The sequence below is a fragment of the Salinivibrio sp. ML323 genome (genome assembly GCF_001995745.1).
Classification (GTDB): domain Bacteria; phylum Pseudomonadota; class Gammaproteobacteria; order Enterobacterales; family Vibrionaceae; genus Salinivibrio; species Salinivibrio kushneri.
Map to the genome: position 1 here is coordinate 201,266 of NZ_MUES01000003.1, position 15,452 is coordinate 216,717.

General features: G+C 49.0%; 14 protein-coding genes and 1 tRNA gene. 7 read left to right on the plus strand and 8 right to left on the minus strand.

Annotation, left to right across the window (positions count from 1 at the left end; translation table 11 throughout):
* Positions 1 to 21: 21 nt before the first annotated feature.
* The 3 genes from BZG13_RS03855 to BZG13_RS03865 all read left to right on the plus strand — a co-directional run bounded on the left by BZG13_RS03855 (position 22) and on the right by BZG13_RS03865 (position 3,216).
* Positions 22 to 966, plus strand: a complete 945-nt coding sequence (locus BZG13_RS03855; protein ID WP_077485180.1) for a chemotaxis protein CheV — start codon at positions 22 to 24, stop codon at positions 964 to 966.
* 71 nt (positions 967 to 1,037) lie between these two features.
* Positions 1,038 to 1,529 (plus strand): SixA phosphatase family protein, encoded by a 492-nt coding sequence (locus tag BZG13_RS03860; RefSeq protein WP_069360942.1) that lies wholly within the window; start codon positions 1,038 to 1,040, stop codon positions 1,527 to 1,529.
* 328 nt (positions 1,530 to 1,857) lie between these two features.
* Complete coding sequence (locus BZG13_RS03865) at positions 1,858 to 3,216, plus strand: hypothetical protein (RefSeq protein ID WP_069360943.1); 1,359 nt, start codon at positions 1,858 to 1,860, stop codon at positions 3,214 to 3,216.
* Here the strand turns inward: BZG13_RS03865 and BZG13_RS03870 are convergent.
* The 3 genes from BZG13_RS03870 to BZG13_RS03880 form a co-directional block, all read right to left on the minus strand.
* On the minus strand, positions 3,213 to 5,132 hold the full coding sequence (locus tag BZG13_RS03870) for a putative bifunctional diguanylate cyclase/phosphodiesterase (RefSeq protein ID WP_077485183.1): 1,920 nt from the start codon (positions 5,130 to 5,132) through the stop codon (positions 3,213 to 3,215). The two genes, BZG13_RS03865 and BZG13_RS03870, sit on opposite strands and share 4 nt — an antisense overlap.
* A 104-nt stretch (positions 5,133 to 5,236) precedes the next feature.
* Entirely contained in the window at positions 5,237 to 5,671 is a 435-nt protein-coding gene (locus BZG13_RS03875) for a hypothetical protein (protein ID WP_077485255.1), read from the minus strand.
* Positions 5,672 to 6,100: 429 nt separating this feature from the next.
* Positions 6,101 to 6,478, minus strand: a complete 378-nt coding sequence (locus tag BZG13_RS03880) for a glutaredoxin family protein (RefSeq protein WP_077485186.1) — start codon at positions 6,476 to 6,478, stop codon at positions 6,101 to 6,103.
* A 208-nt stretch (positions 6,479 to 6,686) separates the two neighbouring features.
* On the opposite strand from BZG13_RS03880, the gene BZG13_RS03885 reads away from it, so the two are divergent.
* A complete protein-coding gene (locus tag BZG13_RS03885) occupies positions 6,687 to 7,529 on the plus strand; it encodes a 2OG-Fe(II) oxygenase family protein (RefSeq protein ID WP_077485189.1) in 843 nt (280 codons plus the stop codon).
* Positions 7,530 to 7,611: 82 nt separating this feature from the next.
* On the opposite strand, the gene BZG13_RS03890 is transcribed toward BZG13_RS03885, so the two are convergent.
* On the minus strand, positions 7,612 to 8,619 hold the full coding sequence (locus BZG13_RS03890) for a glycine betaine ABC transporter substrate-binding protein (protein ID WP_077485192.1): 1,008 nt from the start codon (positions 8,617 to 8,619) through the stop codon (positions 7,612 to 7,614).
* 218 nt (positions 8,620 to 8,837) lie between these two features.
* Between BZG13_RS03890 and BZG13_RS15275 the strand changes: the two genes are divergently transcribed.
* Positions 8,838 to 9,035, plus strand: coding sequence for a hypothetical protein (locus tag BZG13_RS15275; RefSeq protein ID WP_077485195.1), 198 nt, complete (start codon positions 8,838 to 8,840; stop codon positions 9,033 to 9,035).
* A gap of 26 nt (positions 9,036 to 9,061) precedes the next feature.
* Here the strand turns inward: BZG13_RS15275 and BZG13_RS03900 are convergent, their stop codons facing one another.
* The 3 genes from BZG13_RS03900 to BZG13_RS03910 form a co-directional block, all read right to left on the minus strand.
* Positions 9,062 to 10,189 carry a PQQ-dependent sugar dehydrogenase gene (locus tag BZG13_RS03900; protein WP_077485198.1) on the minus strand — a complete coding sequence of 376 codons (1,128 nt, stop codon included), beginning with the start codon at positions 10,187 to 10,189 and terminating at the stop codon, positions 9,062 to 9,064.
* A 13-nt stretch (positions 10,190 to 10,202) separates the two neighbouring features.
* Complete coding sequence (locus BZG13_RS03905) at positions 10,203 to 10,442, minus strand: YdcH family protein (RefSeq protein ID WP_077485200.1); 240 nt, start codon at positions 10,440 to 10,442, stop codon at positions 10,203 to 10,205.
* Between the two features lie 63 nt (positions 10,443 to 10,505).
* Entirely contained in the window at positions 10,506 to 12,419 is a 1,914-nt protein-coding gene (locus tag BZG13_RS03910) for a hypothetical protein (RefSeq protein WP_077485257.1), read from the minus strand.
* 238 nt (positions 12,420 to 12,657) lie between these two features.
* Here BZG13_RS03910 and BZG13_RS03915 point away from each other — a divergent pair.
* Positions 12,658 to 12,733, plus strand: a tRNA-Asn gene (locus tag BZG13_RS03915).
* Between the two features lie 121 nt (positions 12,734 to 12,854).
* Here the strand turns inward: BZG13_RS03915 and BZG13_RS03920 are convergent.
* Entirely contained in the window at positions 12,855 to 14,462 is a 1,608-nt protein-coding gene (locus BZG13_RS03920) for a peptide ABC transporter substrate-binding protein (RefSeq protein ID WP_077485202.1), read from the minus strand.
* 321 nt (positions 14,463 to 14,783) lie between these two features.
* Between BZG13_RS03920 and BZG13_RS03925 the strand changes: the two genes are divergently transcribed.
* Positions 14,784 to 15,404 (plus strand): glutathione S-transferase family protein, encoded by a 621-nt coding sequence (locus tag BZG13_RS03925; RefSeq protein ID WP_077485204.1) that lies wholly within the window; start codon positions 14,784 to 14,786, stop codon positions 15,402 to 15,404.
* Positions 15,405 to 15,452 lie beyond the last annotated feature (48 nt).

Sequence of the window (15,452 nt, forward strand, 5' to 3'; positions counted from 1 at the left end):
AACACGACGGTTGAGTAGACTATGACCAATATTTTAGATTCGGTAGATTCGCGGACACGATTGGTGGGTGAAAACCGCCTCGAGCTTTTAATGTTTTACCTTGGCTCTACCCAACCTTTTGCCATCAACGTGTTTAAAGTACGTGAAGTCATTAAAGTGCCAAAGCTCAACCAAATGCCTGGATCGCATCCTAATATTCGTGGCGTTGCCATGATTCGTGGCAAATCTATTCCGGTGATTGACCTACGACAGTCCATCGGCATGGGATCGATAGGCATGTCGGATGAATGTAACGTTATCGTGACTGAATATAACCGCACTATCCAAGCATTCCTCGTTGGGCAGGTGATCAATATCAAAAACATGGGCTGGGATGAGATCATGGAGCCGCCTTCCAGTTCAGGGCGCAATAATTACTTAACGGCTATTACTCGCCAAGACTTTGACGGGCAAACGCGTTTAGTGGAAATTGTCGATGTGGAAAAAGTACTGGCTGAGATCGTTGCGTATGAAGTTGGCGTTTCTGAAGATGTCCTCGACCCCCACTTGACCCCTTATATGGCGGGACAGCGAGTCCTGGTTGTTGATGACTCATCGACGGCGCGGGCGCAGGTTAGTGAAACCTTGTCGCAGTTTGGTGTCGAGTGCATCATTAAAAAAAATGGTGCGGAAGCACTGCATTTGCTGAAGAGTTGGTGCGATGAAGGTAAAAACGTGAGTGACGAAATTTTGCTGATGATCACTGACGCGGAAATGCCGGAAATGGACGGTTATAAACTGACGCACGAAGTGCGCTCTGATAGCCGGATGAGTGATTTATACATTGCATTGAACACCTCATTAAGCGGGAGCTTCAATGAGGCAATGGTTGAGAAAGTGGGCTGTAATCAGTTTATCTCTAAATTCCAGCCCGACCTGTTGGTTAATGTGGTGCAGGAGCGTTTACGCCAAGTTGTGGCGAGTTAAACCGCCTAGGCACCCGTGTGAACAAAAAGCGAGCCGTGGCTCGCTTTTTTTATTGAACAAGGAGGGAGACGATGAAAACGGTATTTCTCATGCGCCATGCAAAATCCAGTTGGGATGATCCTAGCCTTGATGATCACGCGCGTCCGCTCAACCCGAGAGGATTTCGGCAAGCGCCACAAATGGCGGAGCGCTTGAACGCGTGGCTGCATCAGCCGCAAACGATTGTGACCAGCACCGCGCAACGGGCAAAAGATACTGCCGTGCTGGTGGCACAAACGCTTGCCGACAAGCCGCCCATTGTTTTAGAGGAAAAGCTATACAGTGAGCATGCATCGGCAATCATTCATACCATCCAAGCACTTGAGTTAGAGCACGATGTGGCGATGATTATTGGCCATAACCCCGCACTAAACGATTACCTATATGGCGTGGGGATGACTAAGGATAACTTACCGACGTCAGGGGTGGCTGTGGTGCAGTATCCGGTCGAACATTGGACAGAGGTCGCGAATACGCATGCACAGCTTTGCTTTCTCGACTGGCCCAAGCGACTTCGCGGTTAGTTTAGGAGCTGGGAGAGGATGACGTCATATGCATACTAGATATTGTGCGACCTAAACTATATTTAGCGCTGTGAGGGTAAAGTTATCTACTGTATCTGTGGATAACCCCGTTAATTTCTTTGTAAGCAATCGCGGCAATGCACGTGAGTCGTGGAAAGCAACCCCAACACGATCGATTGACTAAAAAACGAACAGTTTAATGCTGTCTATATGGCGGTTTTTCACTCGTGTTGCGATAAATGTGCGATACTCGTAACACCTTGACCGCATGGGTATGATGGGGGATCCGCTTGGTAGCAACTTTATTGGCGTTCACAGGAGAGCAGTCGTGATCACGGTAGACAAACATGAGGGCTTATCAGTTAGGGTGGCTGTACTCAACGAGGAAGTCAGTGCCCAAGAGGTTGAGTTTTATCTCTTTGTCCCTGGTGAGCTTAAGTTTGGTAAGCATGTGCTGTCTGAAGATGAATTCTATTACCGTGTTCTCACCAATAGTCGGACGTATTTTACGTCTCGTTATCATCTGCCCTTGGTACATGCTCGCCTGGCCAGTCGTGACAAACTGCCAACCGAACAATATCGAGTTAGTTTGAGTCTCTATGCGTATCAGTATGCGCTATCGCTCGAAAAAGCGACGCATGATTTTTTTGAATCCGTTTCTGGGCTCGAGGATGAACAGGCGCTAGAGCAATTAGAAGACACGATAGAGATGGCGGTGGAGATTTTGCGACGACTCCGGCGCTACAAACCGCAAAACACCAAGCTACTCAAGTATTACCATAATATAGATAATTATTTATCTTGGTTAACGGAACAACGTTTTCTGTCGTTATTGGCCCATATGCCGCGTGGAAACGTCTACAAGGATGTACGCCAGCAATTGATTGAATTGTGCCAAGCCGAAGAGGCGCACCGTCTCGTCAACCGTTATAACTCGGATAAAGCGCGCCGCGATCCCACTCGTATGGTTAATAAGATGCGCCTTGCGCGCCGTTTGATTGAGTTTCCCGTGACGATTCGCCAAGTGCCGCAGGCGCTGGGCAAAAACCTAAACAAACTGGCTAAAGCCACTGCGACGGCGTTTGTGATGCTATTTGTCACTACCGTTATTGTGCGTGCACGCCAATACTTAGGCGAGATTACGTTATCGTTCGTGTTGGCGATGGCGGGTGTGTATGCGTTGCGGGAGATCTTTAAAGATGACCTACGTGATGCGTTGTGGCGCTGGATTCGTAAAGGACGTCCCAAGTGGCGAAAGCGCTTTATTGATCCTACATCCAATCGACAAATAGGTCGGCAGTTAGAGTGGCTAGATTATATTGATTATGCTGCTCTGCCAGATGAAGTGAAAAAACTGCGGCGTGGTAAACTTCGTCAACGAGAAGAAGCGGTGGTGAGGCTGAAAGTGAAGACACAGCTCGAGACGACCCGTTTTTTGTCGGGCTATGACACCACCCGTGACGTGTGGAAGTTTGACTTCCGCTCTTTTTCTCGCCTTATGGATCGCGGTAGTCAGCGCTTATACCGGCTCAATGAAGGTCAGGTACTCAAAGACTCGGTAGAGAAGCGGCATCAATTTAACCTGGTTAGTTGTCAGCGGATAAAAGGGCAGCCGACGGTATATCAGCGTTGGAAAATTACGGTTAACCGTTCAAAAGTGGTCGACATTGAAGAAGTGTTTGATTAATCATTAATCAACTCCCTGTCTTGATGATTTAAGTGATCGATGCAGAACGCATAAAAGTCTAGCGCCGATAGCGGTTTGGCGAAGAAGTAGCCTTGAAATTCATCGACGCCCATCTGTTTTAGACTGGTGAGTTGCTCTTGTGTTTCGACGCCTTCGGCGACCACGCGAATACCGAGTTGGTGTGCCATATAACAAATGGTATCTACCAGCACATGCTGGCGCGATGTATGGGCCATGCCGGTGACAAACGAGCGATCAATTTTGACTTTATCAAAATTCAGATGGCTGAGTACGGACATGGATGACCAACCGGTGCCGAAATCATCCAGTGCGATCCGAATACCTACATCGCGCAGTTGATTCATCAACAGATTGAAGCGGCCCATATCTTCAATGGTCATCGTCTCTGTCACCTCAAAAATCAGTTGTTTACGTTGCTCGGGGTGGTCAGAAAAGACAGTGATGACATCGGCAATTAAGGACTCGTTGAAAAATGAATCGGAGAGATTGATGGCGATATCAATACGTTCATTGATGGTCTGCCATTCGGTGTTTAATGCCAAATAGACTTGGCGCAAAAGCCAAGCGCCTAGTGCCCGACCCAGGCCTGATTCTTCGGCGATATTGATGATGAGGGCTGGGTTTATGGGGCCAAATTCAGCATGGTCCCAACGAATCAAACACTCACAGCCAAGGCGTGTTGACGTCGCCGCCACTATGGGCTGGAACAATACATAGAGTGCATCTTGATAGGGATCGTCGAGGTGCGCCTTGAGTTCATCGCGTAATTGACGACGTTGCTTGGCTTCTTGCTCATATTCCGCTTTGAAGATATCAACACTATCTTGTGTCACAGGCGCTTTCTTGGCCTTCATCAGGGCGAGATCGGCGTTGTTAAGTAGCTGGTTGGCAAACTGGCGGTGATTCCTGATGACATTATCATCCAAATCGAGGCTCTTGGCGACACCAATGGCTACCGCTAATCGATGGCCGGGATAGACACTGTCGATCGTGCTTCGCAGCGCGTTGCACAAAGGTTGAGTAAAAAAGCTCAGTTGGCGATTATCGGTGTATGCGAGAACCGCAAATTCGTTGCTGCTGATCCGTGCGCAAGGATAGCCGTAGGGCAAGCACATGCTTTTCAGCTCATTGGCTAACTGCGTCAGCGCGAGATCGCCTTGCTCATAGCCCATCAGATCGTTTATGTCTTTAAAACGGCGAACATCGATCAATAACAAGGTATGTATTTGTTTTTTATCAGCGGCTTTGTAGAGGTATTCCAGCAGATAGTTACGATTGGGTAGACCGGTAAGACTGTCGTGCCATGCCATTTTCTGTTGCTTGCTGCTGTTACGGTAGAGGCGATAGGCAAACAGTATCAACAACACCATCAGTATAAAAATGGCCGCATACATGGTTTGTAACTGGTGCTGTAAAAACGCGCGCTGCTCGATAGCGGCAGGGCCGGTGAAGTTATTCACCATCAGGTTACGCACTTGCGGTAGAACAATATCCATCTCATGCAGAAGGGCTTCTAGCCGCTGACTGTTACCATTCAATACCGCTTGCTCATATTGCTGAATTAAACGAAACGCGCGCTGCACCACAGGCTCAGCATCAAAGGCCCGGCGCATGGGCGCGGCTTCTTGGCTACTTAAAAACGTATCATAGCGACTCCACAAGATGTCATAAGAGAGGATAAGAGACTGTTTATCTGATGCGGTGGCGAGGTACAAGGCAAGCTCATTACGGAATTCTAAGGTTTCGAGCTCCATTTGTGCGAGTGCCCATGCGGACAATTGGGTATGAAGGGCTTGCCTTGCGTAGGCATTGTGAAACTGGTAAAGCGCCCCGGCCGCGAAGGCTAAAGTGGTAAATACAAAAATGATGAAACCAATAAGAGGGCGCTTGACCATGCCGTTACAATCCTTTACTACTGTGTGTTGCCTAGCAAATTTGTGGTTTGGTCTAGAGGCTCGTGGTGCAGGCAAAAACCGGGATTGAGCCCATCAGTCCGTTGTTATTCTTTTCCTAATACTTCGATACGGTTCACTTGCCAAACCATGCGGCTATGTAAAATCTCATTGTCGTATTGATTAAACTCGGATAATGGGTAGACAACCCAAATCGGCCCTTTGTCACGAATAGGCATCCATTCGCCGTTTTTCTTTATGGCGAAGACCGGGTTGTACTTATTGATCTCGTCAGTCGGTATCTTAGACCAATAATCATTGAGGGCGTGAACTTTCAATGCATGGCCTTGCTTGTCGAGATTCTTCAACAATTTTTGTGCTGACAAGCCGAGAAAAACCTGTTTACCTTCCGTCCAAGGGGTTTTCGTTTCAATCGTACGATCAGCCAGCTGCATCAGCTCTTCACGGGTAAACGAGTGCTTGGCGACATCGCCATAAAGGGTCAAAATAGCTCTCGCTTCCGCACCATGACTGACCAACATCAGGCACAACAGCGCGAAAAAGATGAGCAGGTTGGGAAAACGGCTTTTGCTGATCGTTTGCCTAGGATCGTACGTTGTCATGTCACACTCCTTATTTCTCTATCTTTTTAAAGCTAGTTTGTGATTAAACCTAACTCAAGTCAGAGCGACGACCGCAATGATATACGCTCCGAGGGAAAATGGGAAAGCATGTCGCTTTTCTTGGTTTACGTGATGTTAATGGCTTTTAAATGAATGTGCTTTATGGAATCGATGGGAGTGGACAATAGTCACATGGATAACCGTTAGGTTTAAAAAGAAAACTGCCCAGGCGCAGTGCTAGGGCAGTTTAGCAAAGCCCGATAAAAGGCATCAGCCAGTCGGGCAACAAGGGGCAAGCGAAGGAGTCTTGTCACTAAAACCATAGACCCCGACTCAACACGTGTCTAATTATTTTTCAATTATCGGCGCGACCTGCTTGTCTAAATAGGCAATAATATCGTCTGACTCGTACATCCAGTGCACCTCACCGCTTGCCTTTTGAATTCGCAAACAGGGGACTTTGACTCGTCCACCCCCTTGTTCAAGCTCTTGCCGCGCGTCTATATCACGCTTCGCATCTTTGGTGTTCAGCGGTAAGCCGAGTTTGCGGCTGGCCTGGCGCACTTTTACACAAAACGGACAGGCCGCAAATTGATACAAGGTAACTTGCTGCGCCAAGGTGTCGATAGCCTGTTTTTGTGTCGCGCTCAGCTGAGGTGCCTTGGGTTGAGTCAACGACTCAATCACCAGAATAATCTTGCCTAGGATCCAACGAATAACGCCCATATAACCTCCATGCGTTTACAACGGCATAGAGTGTAACACGTGATATCTGTTTGCCTATCTCGAGGCTGCATGATTTAACCTCAACCGTGCTTGTAGAAAAACAAAGCGTTTCTCTATGAGAACAGTTTTGCGTTGTGTGCGCTGATCGGCCTGTTAAACTATTGTTTCACTTACCTCATGATAAAAAGCAAACGATTACGAGAGCATTATGACACTGCAAGCCATTGACTTTAATGCGCCTGATGCCGAGCAGGCCTTTGTTAAATCCCTACGTGAAACAGGGTTTGGTGTATTAAAAAATCACCCGTTACAGCAACAATGGGTCGCTGATATCTATCAGCAATGGGAAGGTTTCTTTAATACCGAAGACAAGCATCTGTTCACCTATAAACCCGATACGCAAGACGGCTTTTTTCCCGCCAAAGTCGCAGAAACCGCGAAAGGTCATACTAAGCGCGATTTAAAAGAATTCTTTCACTACTATCCTTGGGGGCAGTGTCCTGACGCACTGAGAAGTCATCTACAGTCTTATTACGAGCATGCTACGCATTTAGCTGAAACCTTGCTGTCATGGGTTGAACGTCAGTCACCGTCTGAAGTGAGTCAGCACTACTCACAGCCATTGTCCAGTATGATTAATGGCAGCCAACAGACCTTATTGCGTGTTTTACATTACCCACCGTTAAAGGGTGATGAAGAGCTTGGGGCGATTCGAGCGGCTGCTCATGAAGACATTAATTTGCTGACAATATTACCGGCTGCCAATGAGCCTGGCTTGCAAGTGAAAGCAAAAGACGGGAGCTGGTTAGATGTGCCTTGTGATTTTGGTAACTTGATTGTCAATATCGGTGATATGCTTCAAGAAGCATCCGGCGGATACTTCCCTTCTACCACCCACCGTGTCGTGAACCCGGAAGGCGCGGATAAAACCAAAGCGCGTATTTCGTTGCCGCTATTTTTGCACCCTAAGCCAGATGTGGTGCTGTCTGATCGCCATACTGCCAACAGTTACTTGATGGAACGCCTCCGTGAGCTTGGCGTGATCGAGTAACACGCTTGTTAGGCTTGCCGAGGCCAATTGGATCCTCGGCAAGTCATGTCTACTTATAGTCCTCTCAGTGTATATTCTACCGTTATCGTAGTGCGTCTTCGACACGTTGCGCGGTTTGTGCATCGACCCACTGATGCCAAACGGCAGGGTAGCGCCGAAGAAACTCGTCTGCGGCTATTTCACCGTCCGCTTGATAGGTATCCATCCAAGCCAGCATGTCACTCATTACTTGATTATCATATTCGCGGCGGTTGATATACTCGAATGCTGCTGGTGCTTGCTCAGCAAAAGATGCTGTGGTTAGCGAGTGCACGGGAGAGGTGGGAAAGGCGGTGACCTGGGGCGATTGACAGTCCGCTTGGGTGATACATTGTTTGTAGTGCGCTAAATTGACATCGGCACCCAAATCGACTTCAACCATTTCATATTTTCCCATCACAGGCGTCGGCGCCCAATAATAACCAAACCAAGGATTTTTTCGCTCATTGGCACGAGCGATGGTGCCGGCTAAGCCTGCTGCAGAGCCAGGGTCGACAATTTCAAAGCCGGCTTTGTCCAACTCAAGGGCGTTAAAAATGTGTTGGGCTGAGATTTGACATGTCCACCCCGCCGGGCAGCCCATGAATGCGGCTTTATCAGGATCTTCTGGATGAGGGAACAGCTCTGGATGCGCTTTGATGCCTTCAATCGTCGCTAACTCGGGGTGTTGATCGACCATGTATTTGGGGACCCAAAAGCCCTCGTTGCCACCTTGTGAGAATACATCGCCTGCGTACCGTAATCGTCCTGCTTGCACGCCTTTGTCCAACATCGCTTTGTGCGAGTTTGTCCAAAACTCTGGCGCTATATCTGGCTCGCCTTTTTCCGTCATTGAGACGCCGGTAGGCATGGTATCGCCTGGGACAAGAGAGACATCACAGCTATATCCATACGCTAAGATAAATTGATCAACATGTGCTATTAATGTGGCTGAGTTCCAATTCATATCCGCGATAGAAACCTTGCCACATGCCGCTTGGTCGCTGGCTTGGGCGAGGGGGGAGCAGACCAGCATTGTGCTGAACAGTAGCCGTTTTAGCGTCCCTTTCATGATGTGTCCTTGATAGATGCGTGCGTTATGAATCGAAAAGTAACATGGGTGAATAGTGCGATCTATACTCAGGGCAACCGATCTTGATGAAAATACTGAAATTCATATTAACGGAATATAACGAACGTCATTATGTCTAGAAAAGAGCAACTCAATGCGATAGAAAAAACCAAGAAGTCATCGCTTTAGCTGTCACGCAAGCGATACTGAAGTTGGGGGTGGCAACCTTGGTGCGTGTTCATATTCAGACACCGACTAAAGCTTTATTCCGATTTAACGGCTTGTTGATTGGCAGTGATGGACAACGTTTTTGTTATCTGCAACTGCCTAAATTGTCGGCTCAACAGAAAAAGCAGTATTTTGGGGTCGGTTATAGTTTACGTCTTCATGGTGTTTCTGCCGAGGGATCACTGTAGCGCCTATCTTCGACTGAGATAATGGTCTATGACTGAGACAATGGTGTGACCCGTAATACACTGCCATTTCTTCTATCAGTGAGGATGAGTAAACTGCCGTCACGTGCTTGGATCACATCGCGAATGCGGCCAAACTGACCGTCGAACATTCGTTCTTCATGTGTGACTTGGCCGTTTTCCAGCTCTAACCTGACGAGTAAGCCAAACTTTAACGACCCGAGCAGTAAATCCCCCTTCCACATGGGAAACTGCTGGCTGTTCACCATCATCATGCCTGATGGTGCTATAGAGGGATCCCAGTAATACACAGGTTGGCGCATGCCAGGTTTGGATGTGCCTTCTCCGATTTGTGTGCCCAGTCCATAGTTAACGCCATAGGTTATAGTCGGCCAGCCATAGTTTTCACCGGCGAGAATAACGTTGAGTTCATCGCCACCTTGGGGACCGTGCTCATGTGCCCAAATACGTGTGTCTGTGTTATCGAGGGCGATGCCTTGGATATTTCGGTGCCCGAAGCTAAACACCTCCGCACGTTTGTCATTCACCTGTGTGAATGGGTTACTTTCTGGCACTGTGCCATCAAGATTAAGACGCACGAGCGTGCCCAGATGATCGTCGGCAAACTGCGCGCGATCGCGGTGGCCACGATCGCCGAGCGTGATATATAGGTGCTCAGAGGTGGCCAATAAACGACTGCCAAAATGGCGCCCGCCACTGCGCTTGGGAAAGGCTTTAAAAATAACACGACTGTCAATAAGTACATCTTTAGACAGTGTGGCCATTATTACCTCTGTCCCGGCTTGTCCTCGCTCGTCGACGGCGGCGTAGGAAAGATATAAACGCTGGTTGGTCGCAAAATCAGGTGCCAAGGCAATATCTAATAGGCCCCCTTGCCCCTCTTGAAACACGTTTTTTGGGGTGCCTAAAATGGAGACGACCAGCCCATTGGGTGTCAGCCGTTTAAGCTTGCCGTCACGCTCGGTAATCAGTAGATCGCCATCCGGAAGCTCAGTGATCCCCCATGGGTGGGAAAAGCCGGATTTTAGTGTTTCAACACGAAGGCTCACCGCCTCCGTGTTGATGGTTTTCGCCACTGCAGCCCCTATTGTTCCTAGAAACAGAACCACCAAGCACAATGAATGCGACAGACGCATTACTCACCTCCCATTAATGTGTGCGTAGCTTTTCGTACAAGCGGTCTTTGAGGTGCGCGCGCTGTCGTTTCATCGCGGTAAAGACATCGTCGCTGGTGGGAATTTGGTTCATCTCTAGACCACGAATATGGTGATCGAGTTGATGATAGCGGTGTGCATCGAGATGAAACGCGGGGTCATGTTGCTTAAGATAATGGATACGATCGCGATGCTCCGGGAAATCAAAAACGAGTGCGTGGTTTTCTCCTTGCATAAAGCCTCCTTTTATCGGCCAACTCCTTCTAAGGTTAGGCCTGCTTACGCCATTATCCAAATTTCATCGATGAGAATTACGGTAACCTAGCTGGCGAGTTGACTCGGTGTTTGTCTTTTCCGGGAAAGCGACGCGTTGGCCATCAGTCTTCAGAAGGCCAATGGTGTGTGGGGAGCCATCTTCATTGAGGGTGACTAACCCCACGGCACTGGCATTGACCAGCCGCTTAGGGCCTGGCGTATCAGGATCGCGCCGATCAATGCGCATACGCTTACGTTTAGTGAGCCAATTCAGTGGAGACAGTGGGCTGAATAAAACGCGATCGCACCACTCGCAAACGGTGAGGAGTGGCTCGGGGAAGCGATTTTTGAATCCACTAGCGGTTATTTGCCACAAGCGCGGACTATGGGTGCGAAATCGGATTCGGATATCATAAGCAAACGAGTAATGCACATCCCCAGATAAAATCACATAATTGGTGGGTGTACGTTGATGGCGAAAAATACTCAGCAGGGTGTTGGCACTCCCTGGGTGGGCCATCCAGTTCTCGGCGTCGACGACAGTGGGGACGCCCAGCCAGGTCGCGACTCGTTGCAATACCTCGATAAATTTAACGCCAAACATGGGAGCGGCAGAGACGATCACCGCGCTATCATGCCTTAACAGATCATGTTGAAAATCCATCAGTGCTTCCCAGTCCATCAGGCCCGACGGTTTATTCATGCGTGACTCAGAGCGCCAGCGACGTGTGCGTGTATCTAACACAACAAGATGTGGCGTTGTTGGCACCGTGTAATGCCAGTGTTCAAAACGCAGACATTGTTCCACCATGGCCTGATGAGCCTCTGTTTGTGTGTCCGAGTCGCGAATATCAATGGGCTGATAGGCGCTTTGGCGGGCCGTACTGAGAAAGTCTTGACTAAAGTTGTCGGGAGCATTGCCCCAACCTTGGCACAACCAATACGCCATGAGGCCATTGCCGATAATGCGGCGAGAAAAGGGATTAAAATACGCGGCTTGCTCCCATCCGACGGTGATATTCCAGTCATCTGTGATGTCATGATCGTCAAAGATCATATAGGTTGATAGGTGTGCGAATAGTCGCTGTACCTGAGGCAAGCCGGCGCGAAACACATCCAAGGTGACTTTTTCTTGTTGATAGCGCGCGCGTTGGTCGTCGGTGAGTCCACTGGGGGGCTGATGGTCAGCGCTGTCTGTTAGTTTCCAAGGAACCGGCGACCATACCAACAAATACATGGCGACATGCTCTGCAAAGCTTATCAAGTGATTAGAGACGGTTTTGGAGGTAAAAATAGGCAGAGGTTGCCCAAACAGTTTTTCTAAGCGGTTGCCCCTCTCTGCACGCTGGTTAGGGAGGAGTTTGCCACGTTGAGCATAGCTGTCCGGGTGTGTATCCAACGCCCGGCAGTCGACAATGGGCGCGTCTTCAAAAGACTCATTTTTGAGATCTAATACTGCAATTAACCGGCGAATACGCTGCAGCATCGGCGTGGCGACATCATCGGCATAGATTTGATCGCCACTCATAATCAACATATTGGGCCATTGTGTCATCGGGGTCGTGGCCAAATGTTGGTCGAGAGTCACGAGGGCATCATCGCAGCGATGGTGCGGATGTCGGCACGAGCCATGCGCGATATGGGTGGCTTTTGAGGGAATACAAAAAGAGGGCGCTTGCTCGTTGTCATATAAAACATCTGGTTGGATGTCCGCTATTCCACTGCCGTTGATCTGTATGTCGTATGACAATGGTCGATCGACGGGAAACCCATGCGCTGAACGGAGATGATGAAGTACGACCCACGCATGCGCGCCAATACGAAACCAATGCCCAGCTGACAACGGCATGGATGCTAATATCTGGTTGTGCTGATAAACGGAGACGATGCCATCGTCGGGCTTTTGTGTCAGCACTGACCATAACGTCACTTCATGCTGTGTCGTACGCCGTAGCATGGGGCCGGCAATAAACAGTGGGAGCGATGTGTCTTTGTCCAATGTCTCTGGGTCCTCGAAGTCAGCTGCAGTGTCGTATATTTGCACTTTTACCTACGTCAGTGCAAAGGTGATCGTTTAATCGTCTGATTTGTTGCCTTTTTAGCCATTCGAGCCGAGTGTGTGGGGATTTATTGAAAAAAGGGTTGCACCGAGATAATGGATTGCCTATCATCTCGCTCGTTGTCGCAAAGACGATTCCCCCATAGTTCAGTTGGTAGAACGCCGGACTGTTAATCCGTATGTCACTGGTTCGAGTCCAGTTGGGGGAGCCAAATTGATAAGAAGCGCTAGCCGAAAGGCTGGCGCTTCTTTGTTTGTGCTTATCAATAAAAACGCCACGCGTCAAAGCGTGGCGTGGGTCTTAGTGATCGATCACGGCTCATTCAGTGGCGATCAATTTTTGGTGATATATAGGTTACGTGTATACCGAAGCTTGTTAGGGTTATCGATGTTATACCCACCGACTTTCGGGCTTTTAATCACGCTGCGGGTATAGAAATACAGTGGGATCGCCGGCATATCGCGGGCGAAAATCCGCTCTGCTTCTTGGTAGTAAGCTTTGCGTTTCTCGGGCTCCGCGACCGTTAATGCCTGATCAAGTGCCTTGTCATAGTCTTTGTTGCCCCAACTAGTTTTATTCATGCCATCACTGCTGAAGTAGCTCAGGAAAGTGGACGCTTCGTTATAATCACCTATCCAACCGTCACGGGCGACATCAAAGTCTTTTTGCAAGACTTTTTGCAAGAAGGTTTTCCATTCTTGGTTGGCCAAGTTGACATTGACAGGAAGGTGACGCTTCCACATAGACGTCACGGCTAACGCCAGTTTTTTGTGTGACTCCATGGTGTTATAGACCAGCTCAAACTCCAGAGGGTTATCTTGGGTAAAGCCGGCTTCTGCCAACAAGGCTTTGGCTTTTTGATAGCGCTCATCTTGGCTCATTTCCGCCCATTCGAGCTTAGGTGGCTCAAAATGGTTGATAGCTGGCGGTGTGGCGCTATATGCCGGAAGCTGGCCTTGACCGAGAATAATGTCGGTAATGATGTTTCTATCAATCGCATACGACAAAGCCTTACGGACTCGCACATCGTCAAACGGCGCTTTCTCTGTATTAAACAAATAATAGTAAGTCGCCAGAGAAGGCATGGTGATCAGTTCATTAGGGCGTTCCTTTTTAATCTGATCAAAGGCCTCAAGTGGAAAGCTCGAGGTGATATCAATTTCACCGGTACGGTAGCGGTTGTATTCAGCGTTGACATCACTGGAGGCGACATAAGAGGTTTTATCAATCACCGTTTCGTCGTCATTCCAATAAAGCGGGTTACGGGCTAAATCAATTCGTTCGTTAATCACCCAGTTGGTGAGGTTATAAGCGCCAGAGTTGACCATATTATCTGGACGCGTCCAGCTATCACCAAAGGCTTCCAACGCATGCTGTGGCACCGGATAAGTAGACGAGTGGGTGAGCATATTCGGGAAATAGGGCGTGCGGCGCTCAAGGGTAAATTCCACCGTGTGATCGTCGATGGCTTTGACGCCAAGCTGCTCCGCGGGTTTTTCGCCGTCGGTGATCGCCTTGGCATTTTGGATATTGGCTGTCCCTAGGTACCAGGCATAAGGTGCGCCAGTGACCGGGTCAACCACACGCTGTAGTGTATACACCACATCGGCGGCGGTGATGGGCTCACCGTCAGACCATTTGGCTTTGCGAAGGTGGAACGTATAGGTTAGCCCGTCTTCGCTGACCTCCCAATCCTTCGCCAGCCCCGGGACGACGTCGCCATTTGGGTTGCGTACCATCAATCCTTCAAACAAATCGGAGATGATTTTATTGCTGGCGCTATCACTAGACTTGGTGGGGTCTAACGTGGGTACTTCCCCCGAAACGCCCCAGATCAGCGTTTGGTTTTCGGCAAGGGTGACGTCATCAGGGACTTGTGCAGCAAACGCCGATCCGCTTAATGCGAGTGCTAGCGCACTGGCTAATACTGTTTTTTTCATAATCCTTCCTTGGTTGAGTGTTTTGTTAATAAGCCTTAACAATCAATAGATTAACGCTGATTTCCTGGCAGGCCAATACATAATGAAAGAAATGTGACATAGCGGGATAAGCCCTCCGTCATTCGGCATATCCGTTTCAGAAGGAAACATCACAAAAAGCGTATAGCGAGGTGTAACGTATGGCGTTTGCCGGACATCATGGGTTAAGTCTTAAGGTTTTTGGCAGGTATTCCCGATGACTTGCTATGGATAGAGGATTATGCGAGCCTCGAAGACGCAGACGAGCAAGGAAAAGCGTTGTAGCGTGACAAGGAGAGCAAAATGAAAATTTATGGGCATCCGCTATCGATTAACGTTCAGAAAGTGATGTGGCTAATCGATGAGTTAGATTTAAGTATCGCGCTAGAAGAAGTCGATATTCATCATAATCGACATGACGCACAAGCGCTCGCACAGCGGTGTCCGATGCGCCAGGTGCCCGTACTTGAAGATGGCCCTAATAGTGTTTGGGAGTCGCATACCATATTGCGCTATCTGGTCGCGTGTTATGGCAATAAAATGTGGTATCCCGATTGTGCCTTTCAACGTTCCTGTTATGAGCGCTGGATGGACTGGTGCTTGTCTTCGTTCCAGCCCGTGATTAAGGCTGCGTTATTTATGCCTTCAGCGGATGGCGCCGAGGAGCGTCAAACACAGCAGCGAGCGTGGGAACAATGCCGCTATGAGCTTGATAGAATCAATGATGCGTTGGACGATCAGCGTTACCTTACCTCCGATCGGATGACCCTGGCAGACATCGCTGTAGGCAGCTTAATTCATCGCCTGAGTCAGCAAAGTGATTGGGCATTACCGCCTAATGTTGAACGTTGGTATCAGCAACTGGTTGAGCGCCCCGGTTACCAGCGCTGGGTGATGCAGGCAGCGTCAACGCTGCCCACATGATTCAGCCATTGATCTGGGCAAGCGTTCTGGCAAATTATCTCGCTTTGG

What these genes read in the sequence shown, in the direction of transcription:
- BZG13_RS03855 (WP_077485180.1), top strand. Translation starts at nt 22, where the DNA reads ATGACCAATATTTTAGATTCGGTAGATTCGCGGACACGATTGGTGGGT.
- BZG13_RS03860 (WP_069360942.1), top strand. Translation starts at nt 1,038, where the DNA reads ATGAAAACGGTATTTCTCATGCGCCATGCAAAATCCAGTTGGGATGAT.
- BZG13_RS03870 (WP_077485183.1), bottom strand. Translation starts at nt 5,132, where the DNA reads ATGGTCAAGCGCCCTCTTATTGGTTTCATCATTTTTGTATTTACCACT.
- BZG13_RS03875 (WP_077485255.1), bottom strand. Translation starts at nt 5,671, where the DNA reads ATGTTGGTCAGTCATGGTGCGGAAGCGAGAGCTATTTTGACCCTTTAT.
- BZG13_RS03880 (WP_077485186.1), bottom strand. Translation starts at nt 6,478, where the DNA reads ATGGGCGTTATTCGTTGGATCCTAGGCAAGATTATTCTGGTGATTGAG.
- BZG13_RS03885 (WP_077485189.1), top strand. Translation starts at nt 6,687, where the DNA reads ATGACACTGCAAGCCATTGACTTTAATGCGCCTGATGCCGAGCAGGCC.
- BZG13_RS03890 (WP_077485192.1), bottom strand. Translation starts at nt 8,619, where the DNA reads ATGAAAGGGACGCTAAAACGGCTACTGTTCAGCACAATGCTGGTCTGC.
- BZG13_RS03900 (WP_077485198.1), bottom strand. Translation starts at nt 10,189, where the DNA reads ATGCGTCTGTCGCATTCATTGTGCTTGGTGGTTCTGTTTCTAGGAACA.
- BZG13_RS03905 (WP_077485200.1), bottom strand. Translation starts at nt 10,442, where the DNA reads ATGCAAGGAGAAAACCACGCACTCGTTTTTGATTTCCCGGAGCATCGC.
- BZG13_RS03910 (WP_077485257.1), bottom strand. Translation starts at nt 12,419, where the DNA reads ATGCTACGGCGTACGACACAGCATGAAGTGACGTTATGGTCAGTGCTG.
- BZG13_RS03920 (WP_077485202.1), bottom strand. Translation starts at nt 14,462, where the DNA reads ATGAAAAAAACAGTATTAGCCAGTGCGCTAGCACTCGCATTAAGCGGA.
- BZG13_RS03925 (WP_077485204.1), top strand. Translation starts at nt 14,784, where the DNA reads ATGAAAATTTATGGGCATCCGCTATCGATTAACGTTCAGAAAGTGATG.